This is a genomic window from Streptomyces sp. NPDC020490 (assembly GCF_044335305.1).
GTDB lineage: Bacteria > Actinomycetota > Actinomycetes > Streptomycetales > Streptomycetaceae > Streptomyces.
On the sequence record NZ_JBIRUY010000021.1, the window covers coordinates 88,012 to 108,568 of the forward strand.

A 20,557-nucleotide genomic window follows, 5' to 3' on the forward strand; every position below is an offset into this window, starting at 1 on the left:
CGGGCCCGCGCCGTCACCCGCCTGGCACACTCGCCGGATGGACGTCGAACTGCCGCCCCTGCCCTTCCCGCTGCGCACCTACGGCCCCGACGGCCACTGGTCCTACGAGGACGGGGTCCTCACCGGCTGGGCCGGTGCCCGGCAGGACCGGTTCGTACCGCCCACCGGCGAGGCGCTGGACCCCGCCTCCGACGCGCCCCGGCTGCTCGGGGCGCCGGAGGGCGACTTCCAGCTGATCGCGCGGGTCACGGTCGGCTTCGCCGGCGCCTTCGACGCGGGCGCGCTCTACGTCCACGTCGGCGAACGGGCCTGGGCCAAGCTCTGCCTGGAGTACTCCCCGGACGTGCCCACGGTGTGCACGGTGGTCACCCGCGGCCACTCCGACGACGCGAACTCCTTCACCGTGCACGGCAGTTCGGTGTGGCTCCGGGTGAGCCGCACCGGCCGCGCGCTCGCCTTCCACGCCTCCCGCGACGGCGAACGCTGGACCTTCGTCCGGCTGTTCACGCTGGGCGGCGAGAAGGAGACGGGCGCGGCCCTGGTCGGCTTCCTGGCGCAGTCGCCGATGGGCGAGGGCTGCGTGGTGACCTACGACCACATAGAGTTCCGGCCCAGCTGGCCGCGCGACCTGCGGGACGGAAGCTGAGCGTCCCGGTCACCGCCGGCAATGCTGCGCCGGCCCCCGGGCTCAGCCGCCTCCCGGCGACCACGCCGTCGCGGTCGCCGGGAGGCCGCGCGCCCGGCCCTCATGGCGCCAGTACGCCCCGGGGGCAGACCCGGTTCACCCACACCCCGCTGCCGCCCGGGCGGGCACCGCTCGCGCGGCCCCCGCGGCTGGGCCACGCGCCACCTCGGCAAGCCGCGCACCCTCACCGCCCCGGCACGCGGGCGTCTCCCTGCGCACCCTCACCCGCCGCCACGCCGGGGGCGGGGCAGCCCCCGCAGCGGCTGCCGCGCCGGCGCGGCGAACGCGCCGGGGAACTGCCGCGCCCGGTCCGGCAGGGAACCGCGCTCGCGCCGGGCACGTCCTCCGCTGCGTGACCAGAACACACCGGACCGTCGACCCCCCGGTGGTCAGGACCGCCCTGCCCGCCGAGGCCGCCGCCGTCGCCGCGCTGCACGCCCGCGCCCGGTCGACCTACTACCCGGACGGCCTGCCCGACGACGGAACCGACTGGCCCGCCAGGTGGGCGGAGGCCATCGGGCGCGCCGACCGCCGCGTGCTGTGCGCGGTGCTCGACGGCCGCCTGGTGGGCATCGCCTCCTTCCGCACCCCGCAGGGCGCGTCCGCGGAGCCCGTCGAGCTGCTGCAGCTGCACACCGACCCCGGCCACTGGGGCCGGGGCGTCGGAACCGCCCTGCACAGGGCCTGCGTCGAGGAGTGGCAGGCCGACGGCAGACGGACGGCCGTGCTCGCCGTGCACGTCGGCAACCTGCGCGCCCAGGCCTTCTACGCCGGCCGGGGCTGGGCCCCGGACCCCCGGCAGCCCCCGGCCGAGGACGACCACCACCTGCTCCTGCGCCTCACCGTGGCCGGGGAATGACCTCGGCTGGTTGAACGTTCACGCATGCGGCGGAGGGAGTCTCCGTACCGTGCGAACCGACAGGAAGCCGAACCATGCGCGTCGAGATCTGGAGCGACATCGCCTGCCCCTGGTGCTACGTGGGCAAGGCCCGCTTCGAGAGGGCGCTCGCGGACTTCCCGCACCGCGACCGGGTCGAAGTGGTGCACCGGTCCTTCGAACTGGACCCGGGCCGCGCCAAGGACGACGTCCAGCCCGTTCTCACGATGCTGACGAAGAAGTACGGCATGAGCGAGGCGCAGGCGCAGGCCGGTGAGGAGAACCTGGCCGCACAGGCCGCCGCCGAGGGCCTGGCCTACCGCACCCGGGGCCGCGACCACGGCAGCACCTTCGACATGCACCGCCTGCTGCACCTCGCCGAGGAGCACGGCAGGCAGGGCGAACTGCTGCAGATCCTCTACACCGCCAACTTCGCCGAGGAGCGCTCCGTCTACGCCGACGACGAGCGGCTGGTGGAACTCGCCGTCGCCGCCGGTCTGGACGCCGGCTACGCCCGCCGGGTGCTCGCCGACCCGGACGCCTACGCCGACGCCGTCCGCGCCGACGAGCGCGAGGCCGCGCAGCTCGGCGCGACCGGCGTCCCCTTCTTCGTCCTCGACCGGCGGTACGGCGTCTCCGGCGCCCAGCCCGCCGAGGTCTTCGCGCAGGCGCTGGCCCAGGCCTGGGCCGAGCACGAAAAGACGCAGGCCGGAGCGCATTCATAAGCACCGCTTGGGGCGGTCACACGGAAAACCGCCATGGACGGCGGGCTGCGCGGGGCTCAGAGTGGACCCATGGAGACCTTCGAGAGCCTCGTCCGTTCCGAGTTCGCCCCGAAGAACACCTACCTGAACACCGCGAGCAACGGACTGCTGCCCGCCCGTACCGTGGCCGCGCTGCACGAGGCGGCGCTGCTGCGCGCCGAGGGCCGGCCGCTGGGCCCGCTGCACGCGGACGTGGAGGGGGCCCGCGCCGCCTTCGCCCGGCTGGCCGGTGTCCCGGCCGGCCGGGTGGCGGCCGGGGCGTCGGTGGCCGCGCACACCGGGGTGATCGCCGCGTCGCTGCCGGCCGGCGCCGAAGTCCTCACCGCCGAGGACGACTTCACCTCCGTGCTGAACCCGTTCCACGTGCGCGGCGACCTGAAGGTGCGCACCGTCCCGCTGGAGCGGATCGCCGAGTCCGTCCGGCCGGGCACCGCGCTCGTCGCGGTCAGCGCCGCCCAGTCCGCCGACGGCCGGGTCGCCGACCTGCCCGCGCTGCGCGAGGCGGCCCGGCGGCACGGGGCCCGTACGTACGTCGACTTCTCCCAGACCGCCGGCTGGCTTCCGGTGGAGGCCGGCGCCCACGACTTCGCGGCCACGGTCTCCTACAAGTGGCTGCTCGGCCCGCACGGGGCGGCCTTCCTCGTCGTCCCGGAGGACTTCGGCGGGCTGACGCCGGTCCTGGCCGGATGGGTCGCGGGCGAGGAACCCTGGCAGAGCTGCTACGGGCCGGTGACCGAACTCGCCCGCTCCGCACGGCGGTTCGACCTCAGCCCGGCCCTGTTCACGTTCGCCGGGCTGCGCCGCTCCCTGGAGCTGATCGAGGAACTCGGCGTGGACACCGTACGCGCCCACGACCTCGCCCTCGCCGACCGCTTCCGCGCGGGACTGGCCGCACTGGGCCACGAACCGCTCCCGGCGCCCGGCTCGGCGATCGTGTCGGTGCCCGGACTCGGCCACCGGCAGCCCGGGTTGAGCGACGCGGGCATCGAGGTCTCCGACCGCGCGGGCAACCTGCGGGCCTCCTTCCACCTGTACAACACCCCCGCCGACGTCGACCGGCTGCTGGACGTCCTGTCCGGCTGACCGGCCGCGGCGGCGGGGGTGCCGGCGGCGCGGGGGCGGGGCACCTCACCGGTGTGCGGGTCACCTCACCGGTGTGCGGGTCACCTCACGGGTGTGAAGTCCCGCGCGCCGATGAACTCCGGCCGCCGCACGGGCGCCGCGAACGGCTCGACGGCCGCGTTCTCCACGCTGTTGAACACGATGAAGACGTTGCTGCGCGGGAACGGCGTGATGTTGTCGCCGGACCCGTGCATGCAGTTGCAGTCGAACCAGGTCGCCGAGCCCGCCGTGCCGGTGAACAGCCGGATGCCGTACCGCGAGGCCAGCGCGGTCAGTGCCTCGTCGGACGGCGTGCCCGCGTCCTGCATCCGCAGCGACTTCCTGTAGTTGTCCTCGGGCGTGGCCCCGGCACAGCCCAGGAACGTCCTGTGCGAGCCCGGCATGATCATGAGCCCGCCGTTGGTGTCGTGGTTCTCGGTCAGCGCGATCGAGACCGACACCGTCCGCATGTTCGGCAGGCCGTCCTCGGCGTGCCAGGTCTCGAAGTCCGAGTGCCAGTAGAAGCCGCTCGCCCCGAAACCGGGCTTGACGTTGATCCGCGACTGGTGGACGTACACGTCCGAGCCGAGGATCTGCCGCGCCCGCCCGACGACCCGCTCGTCGCGCACCAGGTTCGCGAACACCTCGCTGATCCGGTGCACTTCGAAGACGGACCGGATCTCCTTCGACCTCGGCTCGACGACGGACCGCTCGTCGGCGCGCACCGCCGGGTCGGAGACCAGCCGCTCCAGCTCACGCCGGCAGACCTCCACCTCGTCCGGGGTGATGAGCCGGTCGACGGTGAGGAAGCCGTCGCGTTCGTACTCCTGGAGGTCGGTGGTGGAGATCGGCCCCGGCGTGTCCGGGGAGCCCCAGACGACCGGGTCCTGGCGCGGGACGGTCACCTCGCCGGTGCCGCGCGTCGGGTAGAGGTCCTTCACGGTGGCGGTGGTCATGGCTCCTCACACCTCCTCGGGCTCGGTGAGCAGCGGGTACACGCCGTTCTCGTCGTGGTCCTCCCGGCCGGTGACGGGCGGGTCGAACACGCAGAGGCAGTGGAAGTCCTCCCTGACCTTCAGCGTGTGCCGCTCGTGGCCGTCGAGGAGGTACATGGTGCCGGGAGTGATCGTGTACGTCCTCCCGGTCTCGTGGTCGGTGAGTTCGGCCTCGCCCCTGGTGCAGACGACGGCCTCGATGTGGTTGGCGTACCACATCGACGTCTCGGTCCCGGCGTACAGGATCGTCTCGTGCAGGGAGAAGCCGACCCTCTCCCTGGCGAGGACGATGCGCTTGCTCTCCCAGGTGCCGGACGCGGCCCTCACATGCCGGTCGGTGCCTTCGATGTCCTTGAACGAACGGACGATCACGGTGCTGCGATGCCTCCTAGGTGGGTGACCGGAACGGTCGGAACGGCCGGAACGGGCCGGACGGTCAGGCGGTCTCGCGGACCGACCGGGCGAGGACGCTCAGGCCCTCGTCCAGTTCGTCGGGGCTGACGGTGAGCGCCGGGAGCAGCTTGACGACCTCGCTCTCCGGGCCGGACGTCTCGATCAGCAGCCCGAGTTCGAACGCGCGCCGCGCGACCTTCTCCGCGCGCCCCTTGTCGTGCAACTCCAGGCCCCACACCAGCCCGCGGCCCCGGTACTCCTTGACGTCGGCGAGGTTCTCCTCGGCGACGGCGATCAGTCCCCGCTCGACCTGTTCGCCGCGGGTCCGGGTCTGCTTCTCCATCGCGGAGCCGTCCGCCCAGTACGCCTCCAGGGCGGCGGTGGCCGTCACGAACGCGGGGTTGTTGCCGCGGAAGGTGCCGTTGTGCTCGCCCGGCTCCCAGATGTCCAGCTCCGGCTTGAACAGGCACAGCGACATCGGCAGGCCGTAGCCGCTGATCGACTTGGACACGGTGACGACGTCCGGCACGATCCCCGCCTCCTCGAAGGAGAAGAAGGCGCCGGTGCGGCCGCAGCCCATCTGGATGTCGTCGACGATCAGCAGCATGTCCTGCCGCTCGCACAGCCCGGCGAGCGCGCGCAGCCACTCGGGGCGCGCGACGTTGATGCCGCCCTCGCCCTGCACGGTCTCGACGATGACCGCGGCGGGCTTGTCGAGCCCGGAGCCCTGGTCCTCCAGCAGCCGCTCGAACCACAGGAAGTCCGGGACCTGCCCGTCGAAGTAGTTGTCGAACGGCATCGGCGTGCCGTGCACCAGCGGGACGCCGGCCCCGGCCCGCTTGAAGGCGTTCCCGGTGACCGCGAGCGAGCCCAGCGACATGCCGTGGAAGGCGTTGGTGAACGACACGATCGCCTCGCGGCCCTTCACCTTCCGCGCCAGCTTCAGCGCCGACTCCACGGCGTTGGTGCCGGTCGGCCCCGGGAACATGACCTTGTACGGCAGGTCGCGCGGCCTGAGCACCAGGTTCTGGAAGGACTCCAGGAAGGCGCGCTTGGCGGTGGTCGACATGTCGAGCCCGTGGGTGACGCCGTCGCGCTCCAGGTAGTCGATCAGCGCCCGTTTCAGGACCGGGTTGTTGTGCCCGTAGTTCAGCGAGCCGGCGCCGGCGAAGAAGTCCAGGTACTCGTGGCCGTCCTCGTCGTACATGCGGCTGCCCTGCGCGCGGTCGAAGACGGTGGGCCAGCCGCGGCAGTAGCTGCGCACCTCGGACTCGACGGTCTCGAAGACGCTCAGGTCGGGCTGGGTGATGGTCACGGCGAATCGCTCCTCGTGGCGTGGGGGGAGTGCGTGGGGAGTGTGTGCGGGAGTGCTGGGGGCGTGGGGGCGTGGGGGCGTGGGGGTGCGGGGGTGCGGGGGAGTGGCGGCGTCAGTGGGAGAGGGGGCCGATGCGGTGGAGGACCTCGGCCTCGTGCGGACCGTCGGGGAACAGGTCCGCGCCGAACAGCACCTCGCGCTCCACCCGTGCGCCGTGCCGCTCGGCGAACGAGGCGAACAGGCGCTCGGAGGCGGTGTTGCCCGGGGTGATGGTCGTCTCGAGCGCGGTCAGCCCGTGCTCCGTGACGGCCCGCGCCGCCAGGGCGTCGAGCAGCGCGGCCGCGAGCCCCCGCCCGCGGTACGCCTCGTCCACCGCCACCTGCCAGACCAGCAGGGTGCGCGGACGGTCCGGCCGTACGTAGCCGGTGACGAAGCCGACCGGTTCCCCGTGCTCGTCGCGGGCCACGGCCGTGGTGCCGGCGAAGTCACGGCACCACAGCAGATAGCTGTAGGACGAGTTGACGTCGAGGGTCTTCGAATCCTTCGCGATACGCCACAGCGCGGCGCCGTCCGTGACCGACGGACGGTCTATTTGCAGTTCTGCTTGTGCGGCAGTCATGCAAATTGAACTTACCGAGGGAATTCCAAAAATGCATCGCGCGAGGGGGTTACCTGCGCAGGGGTCCTGTGTTATCGCGCGCGGCGCGTGCGGCTGCGGGGGAGTCGCCCTGAATGCACCGTTTTGATCGCCATGAACAGTGACAAATCGGTCGGGTTGTGTAACGCGTCACACCCATGCGACCCCCACGGAATCTGCTCGGATCACGCCGGTCGGCGTTCGCGGAATCTTCGCGTTTAGGCCGAAAGAAAGCGGGCAGAAGACGAAGGGAAACTGCTCCCGGATAAACTCGTGAATTATCCCTGAATTAGGTGCTGCTGATCCTGCTGACGCGATACCGCACCCTGCGCCGCCCGGTCCGCCGCCTCCGTGTCCACCGGCAGGCCCCGCTCCGCCAGCGCGGTGCCGAGCGCCGCCAGACAGCGCCGTACCGTCGCCACGGACGCGTCCGGCCCGTAGTGGTTGACCCGGATCATCTCCTTGGCCAGCGCGCCCCCGCCCGCGGCCAGCGGCAGCGCGGGGTCGGTCTCCAGGGCGCGCGCCACCAGCTCCGAGGCGACCGTCTCCGCGGGCGCCCGCAGCGTGGTGGCGACCGGCGCCGCCTCCCGGGCCTGGTGCACGTACGGCTCGAGCCCGCCGCCCATCGCGAGGGCGCCCGCCCGGGCCGCGGCGGCGGCCGACGCGTGCCGGGCCGTCACCGTCTCCAGGCCCGACGCCTCGATCCGCTCCAGGCACGCCTCCAGCGCGAGCATCTCCAGCTGCGCCGGGGCGTGCAGCAGCGCCTTGCGCCCGCCGTCGATCCAGCGCTCCTTCCAGTCCAGCAGTGACAGGTACGACCGGCGCGGGGCCCGCGGGTTCGCGGCCATCCGCGCCCACGCCCGCGCGCTCACCGACACCGCCGAGACGCCGGCCGGCCCGCCCATCGCCTTCTGCGCCCCGATGACGCACAGGTCCACGCCCCAAGCGTCCGGCAGCACCGGCTCCGCGCCGACCGACGCGACGGCGTCCAGGTAGAACAGCGCGCCCCGCTCCCGCACCACCTCGCCGATCTCCGCGACCGGGTTGGTGTTGCCGGTCGCCGCCTCCGCGTGCACCAGGGACACGAAGTCGATCTCCGGATGCGCCTCGAAGGCCTCCCGGACCTGCTCGGCGTGCACGGCCGTGTGGAAGGGCACCGCCAGGTCGACGACCGTGGCGCCGCAGTCCCGCAGCCAGTCGCCGAAGGTCTGCCCGTACGGGCCGGTGATGACGTTCAGCGCGGTCGTCCCCGGCCCCGCCGTCGCGCGGATCGCGCCCTCCAGGGGCAGCAGGGCCTCGCCCTGCGTGATCACGACGTCCTGGCCGGTGCCGAGCAGCCGTGCCACGCGGTCCTCGATGGAGGCGAAACGTGCGGCGCTCAGCGGCGCGAGGTCCAGAAAGGGGTGGGTCACGGCAGTGCTCTCTTCTCGCCGACGGGGCGGACGCGGTGGACGAAGTCGAGGGTAATCGGTGCCTCCGCACCGCCCCTGACCGGCACTTCCTAGGCCGGATGGCCCCGCGACCATGGATTTGATTTGAGATACTCAAAGATCTCCTTATAATCGGAACCCACAGTTCACCCACAGGAGGTCCCCCGTGAACACCGTCCCCGGGCGCCGGATCCGCGTTCTGGCCGCCACCACCGCGACGGCCGGGCTGGTCCTCGTGGCCGGCTGCACCTCGAGCGACAGCGGCGGCAGCGGCGGCAGGACCGCGGCCGGCGGGGTCGAACTGGTGAAGGCCGGACAGCTCACCACCTGCACCCACCTGCCGTACCCGCCGTTCCAGTCGGAGATCGACGGCAAGGTGCAGGGCTTCGACGTCTCCCTCGTCGACCTGGTCGCCGAGGACCTGGGCGTGAAGCAGCAGATCGTCGACACGCCGTTCGAGAACTTCAAGACCGGCGCGTTCCTCAACTCCGGCCAGTGCGACCTGGCCGCGGCCGGCATGACCATCACCGAGGAGCGCAAGAAGAACGTCGACTTCTCCGATCCCTACTTCGACGCCACCCAGGCCGTCCTCGCCGCCCGCGGCAGCGGCGTCCGCTCGCTCGCCGACGTCAAGGCCAAGGGCGTCAAGCTCGGCGCCCAGGCGCAGACCACCGGCGAGGACTACGCCAAGAGCAAGGGCTTCGACCCGGTCTCCTTCGAGTCCTCCGACGCCGTCCTCAACGGCCTGCGCACCGGGCAGGTCAAGGCCGTCATCATCGACTACCCCGTCGTGCAGGGCTGGCTGAAGGACAAGGCCAACGCCGCCGCCTTCGAGGTCGTCGACAACCTCAACACCGGCGAGCAGTACGGCTTCACGGTGAAGAAGGGCAACACGAAGCTCCTCGCCGCCGTCAACAAGGCGATCGAGGACGCGAAGGCCGACGGCACGTACAAGAAGCTGTACGAGAAGTGGATCGGCCCCTACGACGCGTCCGCCGCGTCGCCCTCCGCCTCATGACCGGCACGGACCTCCGCACCCCGGCCCCGCCCCGCAGGAAGGGGCTGACCCGGAGGCAGAAGCGCCGTCTGTCGCGCGGTGCGCAGTACGTCGTCTTCGTCGCCGCCGTGGCCGCCTTCGCGGCCTCGGCCGACTGGGGACGGCTGCGCAACCAGTTCGCGCAGCAGGACATCGCGCGGCAGATGTTCCCCGAGATCATCACGCTGGCGCTGAAGAACACCGTCCTGTACACGGTGTCCGGCTTCGTCGTCGGGCTGGCCCTCGGCATGGTCGTCGCGCTGATGCGGCTGTCGTCGGTCGGCCCCTACCGCTGGCTGGCCGGCGTCTACATCGAGATCTTCCGCGGCCTGCCCGCGCTGCTGATCTTCATCTTCATCGGCGTCGCCGTGCCGCTGGCCTTCCCCGGCACGGAGATCGTCGGCGGCACGTACGGCAAGGTCGCCCTCGCGCTGGGCCTGGTGGCCGCCGCGTACATGGCCGAGACGATCCGCGCGGGCATCCAGGCGGTGCCCAAGGGCCAGATGGAGGCGGCCCGTTCGCTGGGCTTCTCGCCCGCCCGGGCCATGGTCTCCGTCATCGTCCCGCAGGCGTTCCGCATCATCATCCCGCCGCTGACCAACGAACTGGTGCTGCTGTTCAAGGACTCCTCGCTGGTGCTGTTCCTCGGCGTCACCCTGGAGGAGCGCGAACTGTCCAAGTACGGCCGCGACCTGGCCAGTACGACCGCCAACTCCACGCCGATCCTCGTCGCCGGCCTGTGCTACCTGCTGGTGACCATCCCGCTCGGCTTCGTCGTCCGCCGCCTGGAGGCGAAGGCCCAGGAGGCCGTCAAGTGAGCAGTACCGCAGAGATCCGCCTCCAGGGGCTGCACAAGTCCTTCGGCGACAACGAGGTGCTGCGCGGCATCGACCTGGAGATCGCCCGGGGCGAGGTGGTGTGCGTCATCGGACCGTCCGGCTCCGGCAAGTCGACCCTGCTGCGCTGCGTCAACCTGCTGGAGGAGCCCACCCGCGGCCAGGTCTTCGTCGGCGGCGTCGAACTCACCGACCCCGACGTCGACATCGACGCCGCACGCCGCCGTATCGGCATGGTCTTCCAGCAGTTCAACCTCTTCCCGCACCTCACCGTCACGGAGAACCTCACCCTGCCGCAGCGCCGGGTGCTGCGGCGGGACAAGGCCACGGCCGCGCGGGTGGCCGCCGAGAACCTCCGGCGGGTGGGCCTGTCGGAGAAGGCCGGCGCCTACCCCGCCTCCCTCTCCGGCGGCCAGCAGCAGCGCGTGGCCATCGCCCGCGCGCTGTCGATGGGACCGGAGGTGATGCTGTTCGACGAGCCGACCTCGGCGCTCGACCCCGAGCTGGTCGGGGACGTGCTCGCGGTGATGCGCATGCTCGCCGACGAGGGCATGACCATGATGGTCGTCACCCACGAGATGACCTTCGCCCGCGAGGTCGCCGACCGGGTCGTCTTCATGGACGGCGGCGTGATCGTCGAGGACGGCACGCCGGGCCAGGTCATCGGCAGCCCCCGCCACGACCGCACCCGCCACTTCCTCTCCCGCCTGCTGGACCCGGCGATGGCGGACGTGGAGGAGGGAACCCCGGACCAGGCGGGTGCGGGCGGATGACCGGTCACTAGAGTGCCGTGCATGAGCGATCAGGCGGTGCTGCACGTGAAGGGCCGGGTCCTGGCCGGGCCCGACGACGTCCGCGACGAGCTGTGGGTCGTCGGCGGGCGGATCTCCTACGACCGTCCCGCCGGGGCGCGCGACGTCCGCAGCGTCGAGGGCTGGGCCCTGCCCGGCCTCGTCGACGCGCACTGCCACGTCGGGCTCGGCCCGCACGGCCCGGTCGACGAGGACGTGGCCGAGAAGCAGGCCCTGACCGACCGGGACGCGGGCACCCTGCTGATCCGCGACGCCGGCTCGCCCTCCGACACCCGCTGGATCGACGACCGCGACGACCTCCCGAAGATCATCCGGGCGGGCCGGCACATCGCCCGCACCCGCCGCTACATGCGCGGCTACGCCTGGGAGATCGAGCCCGACGACCTGGTCGCCCATGTCGCGCGGGAGGCGCGCCGCGGCGACGGCTGGGTGAAGCTGGTCGGCGACTGGATCGACCGCGACCTCGGCGACCTGGCCCCGAGCTGGCCGGCCGACGCGGCCCGGGCCGCCATCGCCGAGGCCCACCGGCTCGGCGCCCGCGTCACCGCCCACTGCTTCGCCGAGAACTCCCTGCGCGACCTGGTCGAGGCGGGCATCGACTGCATCGAGCACGCCACCGGCCTCACCGACGACCTGATCCCGCTGTTCGCCGAGCGGGGCGTCGCCATCGTCCCGACGCTGGTCAACATCGCGACGTTCCCGCAACTCGCCGCGGGCGGCGAGGCGAGGTACCCGCAGTGGTCGGCCCACATGCGCCGGCTGTACGAACGCCGCTACGACACGGTGCGCGGCGCCTACGACGCCGGCATCCCCGTCTACGTCGGCACCGACGCCGGCGGTCACCTCGCCCACGGCCTGGTGGCGGGCGAGGTGGCGGAACTGGTCACCGCCGGCATCCCGGCCGTACAGGCCCTGTCCGCGACGACCTGGGGCGCGCGCGCCTGGCTCGGGCGTCCCGGCCTGGAGGAGGGCGCGCCGGCCGACCTCGTGGTGTACGAGGCCGACCCACGGGCGGACGTGCGCGTGCTGGCGGCCCCGCGGCGGGTGGTGCTGGAGGGGCGGGTCGTCGGCTGAGCGCCCTGCCCGGCCGCGGGGGAGTCCCGGCCGTAATCGAAAGCGTTCACGGGGAACGCTCGTTGGGGTGAACTGGTGCCGTAGGGAAGCCAGTTCACCCCGACGAGCGTAATTCTTGCCGGGTCCCGAGCTCGTCTCTTCTGGGGGTCCCACCACCTTGAACGGCAACAGCTTCCGCATGCCCGCGCGCCGGCTCGCCACCGTCACGGCGGTCACCGCCCTGGCCGCCGGTCCCGCGGCCCTGGCCGGCTCCGGCCCTGCCCACGCGACCGCCGACCACGGCCGCGCGAGCGCCGTCGTCCTGCGCACCGGGCTCGACGTCGGCCTGCTCGACAAGACCGTTCACGTCCCGCTCACGGTCTCCCTCAACCAGGTCGAGGCGCCGCAGAGCGCCCGGAAGACCGCGCTGACCGCCCGGCTGGACGGTGTGAACGGCGGGAAGCCGTTCAGCGTGCTGAGCGCGGAGGTGGCGGACGCGCAGGCGACGGTCACCGCCGGCCGGGCCGAGGGCTCCACCACCCTCGCCCACGCCAGGCTGCACGTGCCCGGCCTGCCGCTGCTCTCACTCGTCGAGGTGCGGCAGGTCACCGCGAAGGCGACCTGCGAGGCCGGGAAGGCGCCGATCGCCTCCGCGAGCCTGCTCGGCTCGGTCACGGTCCTCGGCAAGAAGGTCACGCTCACCCCCGCCGGTCCGACGAACGTCGAGGTGCCCGGCGTCGGCGAGGTGCGCCTGGACCTGTCGCAGAAGCGGACCACCTCGCGCACGGCGGCCGCGACCGCCCTCCGGCTGAAGGTCTCCGTCAACCCGCTGAAGCTCAACGTCGCCGAGGTGGAGGGCACGCTCACCCTGGCGGAGGCGACCTGCGAGGCCCCGCCCGCGCCCGCACGCCAGAGCGCGGACCCGGCCGGTGACATCAGGCCGCAGGGCGCGCCCGCCAAGGAGGCGGGGCTGGCCGAGACCGGCGGCAGTTCGGCGACCCCGTACGTCGCGGGCGGCGCGCTCGTCCTGGTCGCGGCGGGCGGCGGCGCCCTCGCACTGGCCTGCCGACGCAGGAGCTGACCGCCCCGGGACCCGCGGGGGCGCGGGCGGCGGGCGCGGGCCCGATGCCCTGGGCCGGGGGGCGGGCCCGGCTTCCCGGGCCGGGGCGTGTGGCCGGGCGCGGGAGCGGACCGCTCCGGTGGTGTCGGGTGCGGGTGCGGGTGCGGGTACGGGTGCGCCGGCCGGGAGGGGGCCGGGGGTGCGTGCTTCCCGGGGCCGCGTGGTGGTGCCGTGGGCGGGGCGGTCACCCTGCCCGGACGGGGTGACGGCGGCCGGGCGGCGTGCGAGCCGGCCCTCCCGGGGTCCGTGAGGTCCCGGCCCGGAGGGGCGCCGTCACGCGGTCGGCGGCGCGCCTGCCGCCCCGGCCTCCCGCGTCGCCGCCCGGTTCCGGGGTGTCCGTCACAGGGCTCGTTACAGGCCCCGCTGCAACGCCCGTTCCAGGGCTCGCAGGAACGAGTCGGTCGTCGGCCGGTCCCGCACCGCCAGCCGCAGCCACTGGTCGCCCAGCCCGGGGAACGTGTCCCCGCGCCGCACCGCGAACCCCAGCTCGCGCAGCCGTCGGCGCACCTCGGTGGCGTGGGGCAGCCGGATCAGGACGAAGGGGCCCTCGGCGGGCTCCGCCACCCGCAGTCCCCGCGAGGCGAACGCGCGGAGCCCCGCCACCAGATGGGCCCGGTCGGCGGCGACGCGGTGTGCCGCGTGGGCCGCCTCCGCCAGCGCCCGCGGCCCGACGCAGGCCTCGGCGGCGGCCAGCGCGGGCGTGGACACCGGCCACAGCGGCTGGGCGCGCTCCAGCTCGGCGACGGTCTCCGGGGCGGCCAGCACGTACCCGATCCGCAGCCCCGCAAGACCCCACGTCTTCGTCAGGCTCCGCAGCACGACGAGCCCCGGCACGTCGGTCCGCCCGGCCAGGGCCTCCCGCTCGCCCGGCACCGCGTCCATGAACGCCTCGTCCACCACCAGCGTCCGCCCGGGACGGGCGAGCGCGGCGACCGACCCGGCCGGGTGCAGCACCGACGTCGGGTTCGTCGGGTTGCCGATCACCACCAGGTCGGCGTCCTCCGGAACCGCGCCGGCGTCCAGCCGGAACCCGTCCGCCGCCCGCAGCAGCACCCGGTCGACCGTGTGGCCCGCGTCCCGCAGCGCCGCCTCCGGCTCCGTGAACTGCGGATGCACCACCACCGGCCGGCGCACCTTCAGTGCCCGCGCCAGCAGCACGAACGCCTCCGCCGCGCCGGCCGTCAGCAGCACCCGGTCCGGCGGCAGTCCGTGCCGCGCCGCCACCGCCGCCCGCGCGGCCCGCCCGTCGGGATAGGCGGCCAGCCCGTCCAGGGACCGGGCGATGTGCTCGCGCAGCCAGACGGGCGGCGTGCCGGTCCGGACGTTCACGGCCAGGTCCACCAGCGCCGAGCCGTCGTCGCGGACCTCGGCGTCCCCGTGGTGGCGCAGGTCCGGTCCGGCGGCGTCCTCAGTGGGCATGGGCGTGTCCGCCGTGGTGGTGCCCGTGGTGGTGATGGTGGCCGTCGTCGTCCGGGTGGAAGTGCGGCTGCTGCGGCGCGCCCACCTTGTCCTCGAAGCCGGGCAGCGCGATGCGGTACACGCAACTGTCGCAGTTCATCCGCAGATCGCCCTTGACGGCCTCCTCGTACCGCTCCATCACCAGGTCGAGCAGCTCCGGTTCGGGGCCGATGACGTCCGCCGAACGCACCTCCAGCTCCGGGTGCGCGGCCGCCCACTGCTCGGTCTGCTGCCGCACCCGGTCCGGCAGGATCCCCGTGAACAGGAAGTACGGCAGCACGACGATCCGCCGCGCGCCCAGTTTCGCGCACCGGTCGAGGCCGCTCGGCACGTCCGGCGCGGCCAGCGACACGAACGCCGTCTCCACCCCGGCGTACCCGCGGCCCTCCCACAGCAGCCGCGCCGCCTTGAACACCTCGGCGTTCGCGTCGGGGTCGGTCGAGCCGCGCCCGACCAGCAGCACCGTCACGTCCGACCGGTCGCCGGACGGGTGGTCGCCGGACGGGTCCCCGGCCGCGCCCAGCGCCTCCTCCAGCCGGCGCTCCAGCACGTTCAGCAGCGCCGGGTGCGGGCCCAGCGGACGGCCGTAGGTGTACGAGATCCCCGGGTGCCGTTCCTTCTCGCGGGCCAGCGCCGCCGGGATGTCGCCCTTGGCGTGCCCGGCGGACACCAGCATCAGCGGCACGGCGGCGAAGCGGCGCACGCCCCGCTCCACCAGCTCGGCGACCGCGTCGCCGAGCGGCGGCGGGGACAGCTCGATGAAGCCGCCGGCGACGGGCAGTTCGGGGTGGCGGCGGCCCAACTGCCGCACGAAGTCACGGAACGCCTCGGCACCGGCGTCGTCCCGGGTGCCGTGTCCGGCGATGAGCAGGGCGGGCGGCGGGGTGGTCACGATGTCTCCTCGGAAAGCGGAACGGGTTGGTACAGCAGGGCGTTCAGCGCGGCCGCGGCGACCGCCGACCCGCCCTTCTCGGACACGTTGCTCACGGCGGGCAGCCCGCTCGCGCGCAGCGCGGCCTTGGACTCGGCCGCGCCGACGAAGCCGACGGGCAGGCCGATGACGAGCGCGGGGGACGCGTCCAGCGTCAGCAGTTCCTCCAGGGCGGTCGGCGCGCAGCCGATCACCCACAGGGCCCCCGGGCCGACCTGCTCGTAGGCCAGCCGCACCGCGTGCGCCGAACGCGTCAGCCCCTCGCCGGCCTTCGCGTCCTTCAGCCGGCAGACGGTCTCCCGCCGGGTGATCCCGGCCGCGACCATCTCCACGTCCACCACGACGGGCGCCCCGGCGTGCAGCGCGGCGTGCGCCGCGGTCAGTTCGTCCTCGTCCATCACGAGGTCGGCCGCGTAGTCGAGGTCGGCCGCGGAGTGGATCACCCGCTCCACGACCGCCCGGGTCAGCGGCGGGAAGTGCGAGGTGTCCAGACGGGCGCGCAGCCGCCGGAAGGACTCCTGCTCGATGGGGTGCACCACCCGGGTCGCCCGGTTCACTGCGCCTCCTCCTGCCAGCGGTAGCCGCGCGGCGTCACCATGCGCCCGGCGATCTCACGGGTCGCGGTGTTGCCCACGGTCACGACCGTCATCATGTCGACCGTCGCCGGGTCCAGTCCGGCCAGCGTGGTCACCCGGCCGGCCTCGTCCGGCCGGGAGGCGTTGCGCACGACGCCCACCGGGGTGGCCGGCTCCCGGTGTCCGGAGAGGATCGCCAGCGCCTTCGGCAACTGCCAGTCACGGCCGCGGGAACGGGGGTTGTAGAAGGTGACCACGAGGTCCGCCTCGGCCGCCGCGCGCACCCGCCGCTCGATGACCTCCCACGGCGTGTGCAGGTCGGACAGGCTGATCGACACGTGGTCGTGGCCGAGCGGCGCGCCCAGGATCGCCGCGGCCGCCAGCGCCGCCGTCACCCCCGGCACACCGACCACGTCGATGTCGTCGGACGCCTCGGCGAGCGCGGGGGAGGCCATGGCGTACACGCCGGCGTCCCCGCTGCCGATCAGCGCGACGGCCCGCCCCTCGCGGGCCTCGGCGACGGCCGTGCGGGCCCGCTCCTCCTCGGCGCCGAGCCCGGACGCCAGGATCCGGGTGCCGGGCCGCAACAGGTCGCGGATCTGGTCGACGTACTGGTCGAGCCCGACGAGCACCGACGCGCGCCGCAGTTCGGCCTTCGCGCGCGGGGTGAGCAGGTCCCGGGCGCCGGGACCGAGCCCGACCACCGCGAGCCGGCCGCGTCCCGGACGCCGTACCACGGCACACGTCGCCATCGCCGACTTCCGCTTGGGGACGAGGAGTTCACCGCCCCCCAGCAGGGCCGCCGCCTCCGCGACGGACGGCGTGCCGACGGCGGCCAGCGGCGCGGCGGACGGGTTGGGCACGTCGACGGCCGCCAGCTCCCCGGCGGGGTACGTCACCAGCGGCACCCCGAGCCGTCCGGCCGCCGCGACGATGCCGGGTTCGCCGGCCTTCGCGTCGACGGTGGCGAGTTCCGCGACGCTGCGCGCGGACAGCCCCGCCTCCCGCAGCGCCTCCTCGACCAGCCCGAGCACCTCCTCGGCCGGTGCGCCCTTCGACGCGCCCACGCCGACCACCAGGGACGGCGGCCGCAGCAGCACCTCACGCTCGCCCGCCGACACGGCCCGGTCCGTCAGCCGGACGGTGTACGAGCCGTGCGCCGCCGTCGGCAGCGCGGGCAGCGGCCACGGCACCTCCGCCTCCAGCACGACCGGCTCGCCGTCGAGCAGGGCGCGGGAGACCGCCGCCACGGCGCCCTCGCAGGGCAGGCCGAGCGTGTCGAGGCCCGGCAGCCCCACCGCGTCCGTCGCCGTCGTCACCACCGGCTCGGCGCCCAGCAACTCCCCGACCGCTCGGGCGAGTTCGTTGGCGCCGCCGCCGTGGCCGCCGACCAGCGGCACGGCGAACCGGCCGCCCTCGTCGACGCACACCACGCCCGGGTCGGTCCGCTTGTCGTCCAGCAGCGGCGCCACCAGCCGCACCACGGCGCCCGTGGCGAGGAAGCACACGAGCTGCTCGCACTCCGCGAACGCGGCCCGTACGGCGTCCCCGACGGGACCCTCGTACACGCGCGTGCGGTCCGGCCACGCCGCGGCCAGCCGGTCGCGTGCCGCCGCCCCCGCCGCGGTGGCGGAAATGAGGCCGATCACAGAGCAACTCCTTCACGAGAGAACGGGGTTCTGACACCCCACAGCAGGAACACGGGATTGGCCGCCGCCAGCCGGGTCACATCCCCCGGCAGCGGCGCCAGCCGCGACGACTGCAACAGCACCCCGTCGCAGTCGAGCCCGGCGCCGGTGAGCGCCTCGCGGGCGGCCGGCACCCGGTCGAGCGCGGCCATCGCCACCACCACCGTCCGCCGGGCGCGCCGCGCGCACGCGGTGACCACGGCGGGCAGGTCCCGCCCGCCGCCGCCGACGAACACGGCGTCGGGGTCGTGCGGGGAATCGAGGCCGTCCAGCACGCCGGGCGCCGACCCGTGCACGGCCCGTACGTCCACGCCGTGCGCGGCCGCATTGGCGCGGATCCGCTCGACGCCGTCCCGGGTCTTCTCGACCGCGGTGACGGCCGCGCCGAGCCGCGCGCACTCCACCGCCACCGAGCCGGAGCCCGCGCCGACGTCCCAGACCAGGTCGCCGAGCCGGGGCCCGAGCCGGGCCAGCGCCAGCGCCCGCACCTCGAACTTGGTGATCATCGAGTCGCGGTGGGCGAACGCGGACTCCTCCAGCGCCCACCCGGCGGGCCCGGCCGGCGCCCCGGCGACCGTGCGCACCCCGCCGAGCGCCCGCGCCTCGTCCAGGCACAGCACCACACTGACCGCGTCGCCCCAGTCCCGGGCGGCGGCCTCGGCGGGCGTCACCCGCTCCACCCGCTCCTCCGCGGAGCCGAGCGCCGACGCCACCACGAGGACCCGCGGCTCGGACCGCAGCGCGGCCCCCAGCTCCGCGGGCCCGCTGCCCGGCCCCGTCAGCACGGCGACCTTCGGCCGCGCCCGGCACACGTTGACCGCCGTCCGCAGCGCCCGCCCGTGCGCGGAGACCACCACGGCGTCGTCCCACGGCAGCCCGACGCGGGCGAACGCGGCGGCGACCGAGGACACCCCGGCCCGCACGTCCAGCCGCTCCGCCCCGAACCGTTCGGCCAGCGCCCGCACGATCCCGAAGAACCCGGGATCGCCGGAGGCCAGCACGACGACCCGGCCGCCCTCGCCCAGCTGCCGTTCGACGGCATCCATGGCCGGCGCCAGCGGACCGAGCACCACCTGCTCGGCGCCGGCTGGCACCGGCGCGGACTCCAGATGCCGCCGCCCGCCGACCACCAGCCGGGCCCCGGCCAGCACGTCCGGCGGCACCGGCGCCCCGGTCCCCGTGCCGACGACGGTGATCACGTGCTCGCACCCCGCGCGCGCAGGGCCTTGCGGGCCTCCGGGTCGGCCTTGCGGAAGCCGTGGAAGTGACCGGGGTGGTACAGGTGCGAGCGCGTGCCGTGCGCGTCGAGGGCCGGGCCGACCAGGAACAGGGTGTGCTTCCAGAGCTTGTGCTCCTTGACCGTCTCCTCCAGCGTGCCGATCGTGCACCGCACGAGCAGTTCCTCCGGCCAGGTCGCCTGGTAGGCGACGACGACGGGCGTGTCGGTGGGGTATCCGCCCTCCAGCAGCTCCCGTACCAGCTGCCCGCTGCGCGCCGCCGACAGGAAGACCGCCATCGTGGTGCCGTGCCGCGCGAACTCGCGCACCTCCTCGCCGGGCGGCATCGGCGTCTTGCCGCCGCCCAGCCGGGTGAGCACGACGGACTGGGCGACCTCCGGGATGGTCAGCTCCCGCTGCGCGAGCGCGGCGACCGCGGAGAACGCCGACACCCCGGGCACGACCTCCGTCGCGATGCCGATCCGGGCGCACCGGTCGAGCTGTTCCTGGGTGCCACCCCACAGCGCCGGGTCGCCGGAGTGGATGCGGGCGACCCGCAGCCCGTCCCGGTGGGCGCGCTCGTAGACGGCGACGACGTCCTCCAGCGACATCGTCGCCGAGTCGAGGATCTCCGCGTCCTCGCGCGCGTGCCCGAGGACCTCCGCCTGCACCAGGCTGGCCGCCCAGATCACGACGTCGGCCTCGGCGATGGCGCGCGCGGCACGGAACGTCAGCAGGTCGGCGGCGCCGGGGCCGGCACCGACGAAGGTCACCTTGCCGGCGGGGGCATCGGCCATGGGGATCGGTCCTCTCCTACAGGAATCAGGCATTCAGGAATCAGGCATTCAGTACGTGATCGGTCGTCGGATGTGCGCGAAGGGGCGCCGATCGGATAACAAGGCCCCATGGCGGTCTTCGTCGCGCTCGGCGCGTTCCTGATGACGCTGGTCGGCGGATGGACGGCACAGCGCGTGACCGACCGTCGCCACCTGGTGCTGGGCCTGGCCGGGGGCCTGATGCTCGGCGTGGTCGGCCTGGACCTGCTGCCGGAGGCGCTGAGGGCGGCGGACCGGGAGGTGTTCGGCGTCCCGGCGGCCCTGCTGCTGTTCGTCGCCGGGTTCCTGCTGGCCCACCTCGTGGAACGCCTGCTGGCCACGCGCAAGGCCGCGCACGGCGCCGAGGAGCACGCCCACCGGACGCCCGAGGTGGGCCTGACCGCGGCCGCGGCGATGGTCGGCCACAGCGCCATGGACGGCCTGGCGATCGGCGCGGCCTTCCAGGTCGGCGGCGGCATGGGCCTGGCCGTCGCGCTCGCCGTCATCGCCCACGACTTCGCCGACGGCTTCAACACGTACACGATCACCAGCCTGTACGGCAACGCCCGCCGCAAGGCCCTGACCATGCTGTTCGCGGACGCGGCGGCGCCCGTCGCCGGCGCGGCCTCCACCGCCTTCCTCACCATCCCCGAGACGCTGCTCGGCGGCTACCTCGGCCTCTTCGGCGGCGTACTGCTCTACCTCGCGGCGGCCGAGATCCTCCCCGAGGCGCACCACGAGCACCCCGCCCGCTCGACCGTGCTGTGCACGGTCGCGGGCGCGGCGTTCATCTGGCTGGTGGTCGGCATCGCCGCGTGA

The 20,557-nt window shown here is 74.1% G+C and carries 21 protein-coding genes; 10 read left to right on the plus strand and 11 right to left on the minus strand.

Annotated elements, in window-relative coordinates; genetic code table 11:
- Positions 1–37: 37 nt before the first annotated feature.
- The 4 genes from ACH4ZX_RS22250 to ACH4ZX_RS22265 all read left to right on the plus strand — a co-directional run bounded on the left by ACH4ZX_RS22250 (position 38) and on the right by ACH4ZX_RS22265 (position 3,409).
- Positions 38–646 (plus strand): DUF1349 domain-containing protein, encoded by a 609-nt coding sequence (locus tag ACH4ZX_RS22250; RefSeq protein WP_398275326.1) that lies wholly within the window; start codon positions 38–40, stop codon positions 644–646.
- Positions 647–1,037: 391 nt separating this feature from the next.
- Positions 1,038–1,544, plus strand: coding sequence for a GNAT family N-acetyltransferase (locus ACH4ZX_RS22255; protein ID WP_398275328.1), 507 nt, complete (start codon positions 1,038–1,040; stop codon positions 1,542–1,544).
- A gap of 74 nt (positions 1,545–1,618) precedes the next feature.
- The gene (locus tag ACH4ZX_RS22260; RefSeq protein ID WP_398275331.1) at positions 1,619–2,287 is read left to right on the plus strand and encodes a DsbA family oxidoreductase; all 669 of its coding nucleotides are present in this window, start codon (positions 1,619–1,621) and stop codon (positions 2,285–2,287) included.
- Between the two features lie 69 nt (positions 2,288–2,356).
- Entirely contained in the window at positions 2,357–3,409 is a 1,053-nt protein-coding gene (locus tag ACH4ZX_RS22265) for an aminotransferase class V-fold PLP-dependent enzyme (protein ID WP_398275334.1), read from the plus strand.
- An 80-nt stretch (positions 3,410–3,489) separates the two neighbouring features.
- Here the strand turns inward: ACH4ZX_RS22265 and thpD are convergent, their stop codons facing one another.
- The 5 genes from thpD to ACH4ZX_RS22290 form a co-directional block, all read right to left on the minus strand.
- A complete protein-coding gene (thpD, locus tag ACH4ZX_RS22270; RefSeq protein ID WP_398275337.1) occupies positions 3,490–4,383 on the minus strand; it encodes an ectoine hydroxylase in 894 nt (297 codons plus the stop codon).
- A 6-nt stretch (positions 4,384–4,389) separates the two neighbouring features.
- The gene (locus ACH4ZX_RS22275) at positions 4,390–4,794 is read right to left on the minus strand and encodes an ectoine synthase (RefSeq protein WP_398275340.1); all 405 of its coding nucleotides are present in this window, start codon (positions 4,792–4,794) and stop codon (positions 4,390–4,392) included.
- A gap of 64 nt (positions 4,795–4,858) precedes the next feature.
- A complete protein-coding gene (gene ectB, locus ACH4ZX_RS22280; RefSeq protein ID WP_398275343.1) occupies positions 4,859–6,130 on the minus strand; it encodes a diaminobutyrate--2-oxoglutarate transaminase in 1,272 nt (423 codons plus the stop codon).
- A 112-nt stretch (positions 6,131–6,242) separates the two neighbouring features.
- On the minus strand, positions 6,243–6,749 hold the full coding sequence (gene ectA / locus ACH4ZX_RS22285; RefSeq protein WP_398275346.1) for a diaminobutyrate acetyltransferase: 507 nt from the start codon (positions 6,747–6,749) through the stop codon (positions 6,243–6,245).
- A 296-nt stretch (positions 6,750–7,045) separates the two neighbouring features.
- Positions 7,046–8,179, minus strand: a complete 1,134-nt coding sequence (locus tag ACH4ZX_RS22290) for a pyridoxal-phosphate-dependent aminotransferase family protein (protein WP_398275349.1) — start codon at positions 8,177–8,179, stop codon at positions 7,046–7,048.
- A gap of 184 nt (positions 8,180–8,363) precedes the next feature.
- Between ACH4ZX_RS22290 and ACH4ZX_RS22295 the strand changes: the two genes are divergently transcribed.
- From ACH4ZX_RS22295 to ACH4ZX_RS22315, 5 genes are all read left to right on the plus strand, one after another.
- Complete coding sequence (locus ACH4ZX_RS22295; protein ID WP_398275352.1) at positions 8,364–9,215, plus strand: ABC transporter substrate-binding protein; 852 nt, start codon at positions 8,364–8,366, stop codon at positions 9,213–9,215.
- Entirely contained in the window at positions 9,212–10,051 is an 840-nt protein-coding gene (locus ACH4ZX_RS22300; RefSeq protein WP_398275355.1) for an amino acid ABC transporter permease, read from the plus strand. Before ACH4ZX_RS22295 ends, ACH4ZX_RS22300 begins: the two co-directional genes overlap by 4 nt.
- Entirely contained in the window at positions 10,048–10,842 is a 795-nt protein-coding gene (locus ACH4ZX_RS22305) for an amino acid ABC transporter ATP-binding protein (RefSeq protein ID WP_398275358.1), read from the plus strand. The genes ACH4ZX_RS22300 and ACH4ZX_RS22305 overlap by 4 nt, the downstream gene beginning before the upstream one ends.
- 21 nt (positions 10,843–10,863) lie before the next feature.
- Positions 10,864–11,955 (plus strand): amidohydrolase family protein, encoded by a 1,092-nt coding sequence (locus ACH4ZX_RS22310; protein ID WP_398275361.1) that lies wholly within the window; start codon positions 10,864–10,866, stop codon positions 11,953–11,955.
- Positions 11,956–12,112: 157 nt separating this feature from the next.
- The gene (locus ACH4ZX_RS22315) at positions 12,113–13,015 is read left to right on the plus strand and encodes an SCO1860 family LAETG-anchored protein (RefSeq protein WP_398275364.1); all 903 of its coding nucleotides are present in this window, start codon (positions 12,113–12,115) and stop codon (positions 13,013–13,015) included.
- Positions 13,016–13,405: 390 nt separating this feature from the next.
- Here ACH4ZX_RS22315 and cobC read toward each other — a convergent pair whose 3' ends face one another.
- The 6 genes from cobC to cobM are packed head-to-tail and all read right to left on the minus strand — an operon-like array spanning position 13,406 to position 19,720.
- Positions 13,406–14,473, minus strand: a complete 1,068-nt coding sequence (cobC, locus tag ACH4ZX_RS22320; RefSeq protein ID WP_398275367.1) for an Rv2231c family pyridoxal phosphate-dependent protein CobC — start codon at positions 14,471–14,473, stop codon at positions 13,406–13,408.
- Positions 14,463–15,404: a sirohydrochlorin chelatase gene (locus ACH4ZX_RS22325; RefSeq protein ID WP_398275370.1), complete on the minus strand. Its 942-nt coding sequence runs from the start codon at positions 15,402–15,404 to the stop codon at positions 14,463–14,465. Before ACH4ZX_RS22325 ends, cobC begins: the two co-directional genes overlap by 11 nt.
- The gene (locus tag ACH4ZX_RS22330; RefSeq protein WP_398275373.1) at positions 15,401–16,000 is read right to left on the minus strand and encodes a precorrin-8X methylmutase; all 600 of its coding nucleotides are present in this window, start codon (positions 15,998–16,000) and stop codon (positions 15,401–15,403) included. The genes ACH4ZX_RS22325 and ACH4ZX_RS22330 overlap by 4 nt, the downstream gene beginning before the upstream one ends.
- Complete coding sequence (gene cobJ / locus ACH4ZX_RS22335; RefSeq protein ID WP_398275376.1) at positions 15,997–17,667, minus strand: precorrin-3B C(17)-methyltransferase; 1,671 nt, start codon at positions 17,665–17,667, stop codon at positions 15,997–15,999. Before cobJ ends, ACH4ZX_RS22330 begins: the two co-directional genes overlap by 4 nt.
- Positions 17,664–18,905 (minus strand): precorrin-6y C5,15-methyltransferase (decarboxylating) subunit CbiE, encoded by a 1,242-nt coding sequence (cbiE, locus tag ACH4ZX_RS22340; RefSeq protein ID WP_398275379.1) that lies wholly within the window; start codon positions 18,903–18,905, stop codon positions 17,664–17,666. Before cbiE ends, cobJ begins: the two co-directional genes overlap by 4 nt.
- Complete coding sequence (gene cobM, locus ACH4ZX_RS22345; RefSeq protein ID WP_398275382.1) at positions 18,902–19,720, minus strand: precorrin-4 C(11)-methyltransferase; 819 nt, start codon at positions 19,718–19,720, stop codon at positions 18,902–18,904. The genes cbiE and cobM overlap by 4 nt, the downstream gene beginning before the upstream one ends.
- A 108-nt stretch (positions 19,721–19,828) precedes the next feature.
- Between cobM and ACH4ZX_RS22350 the strand changes: the two genes are divergently transcribed.
- Positions 19,829–20,557, plus strand: coding sequence for a ZIP family metal transporter (locus ACH4ZX_RS22350; protein WP_398275385.1), 729 nt, complete (start codon positions 19,829–19,831; stop codon positions 20,555–20,557).

Coding starts and splice junctions, on each gene's coding strand:
- ACH4ZX_RS22250 (WP_398275326.1), top strand. CDS start 38: ATGGACGTCGAACTGCCGCCCCTGCCCTTCCCGCTGCGCACCTACGGC.
- ACH4ZX_RS22260 (WP_398275331.1), top strand. CDS start 1,619: ATGCGCGTCGAGATCTGGAGCGACATCGCCTGCCCCTGGTGCTACGTG.
- ACH4ZX_RS22265 (WP_398275334.1), top strand. CDS start 2,357: ATGGAGACCTTCGAGAGCCTCGTCCGTTCCGAGTTCGCCCCGAAGAAC.
- thpD (WP_398275337.1), bottom strand. CDS start 4,383: ATGACCACCGCCACCGTGAAGGACCTCTACCCGACGCGCGGCACCGGC.
- ectA (WP_398275346.1), bottom strand. CDS start 6,749: ATGACTGCCGCACAAGCAGAACTGCAAATAGACCGTCCGTCGGTCACG.
- ACH4ZX_RS22300 (WP_398275355.1), top strand. CDS start 9,212: ATGACCGGCACGGACCTCCGCACCCCGGCCCCGCCCCGCAGGAAGGGG.
- ACH4ZX_RS22310 (WP_398275361.1), top strand. CDS start 10,864: ATGAGCGATCAGGCGGTGCTGCACGTGAAGGGCCGGGTCCTGGCCGGG.
- cobC (WP_398275367.1), bottom strand. CDS start 14,473: ATGCCCACTGAGGACGCCGCCGGACCGGACCTGCGCCACCACGGGGAC.
- cobM (WP_398275382.1), bottom strand. CDS start 19,720: ATGGCCGATGCCCCCGCCGGCAAGGTGACCTTCGTCGGTGCCGGCCCC.
- ACH4ZX_RS22350 (WP_398275385.1), top strand. CDS start 19,829: ATGGCGGTCTTCGTCGCGCTCGGCGCGTTCCTGATGACGCTGGTCGGC.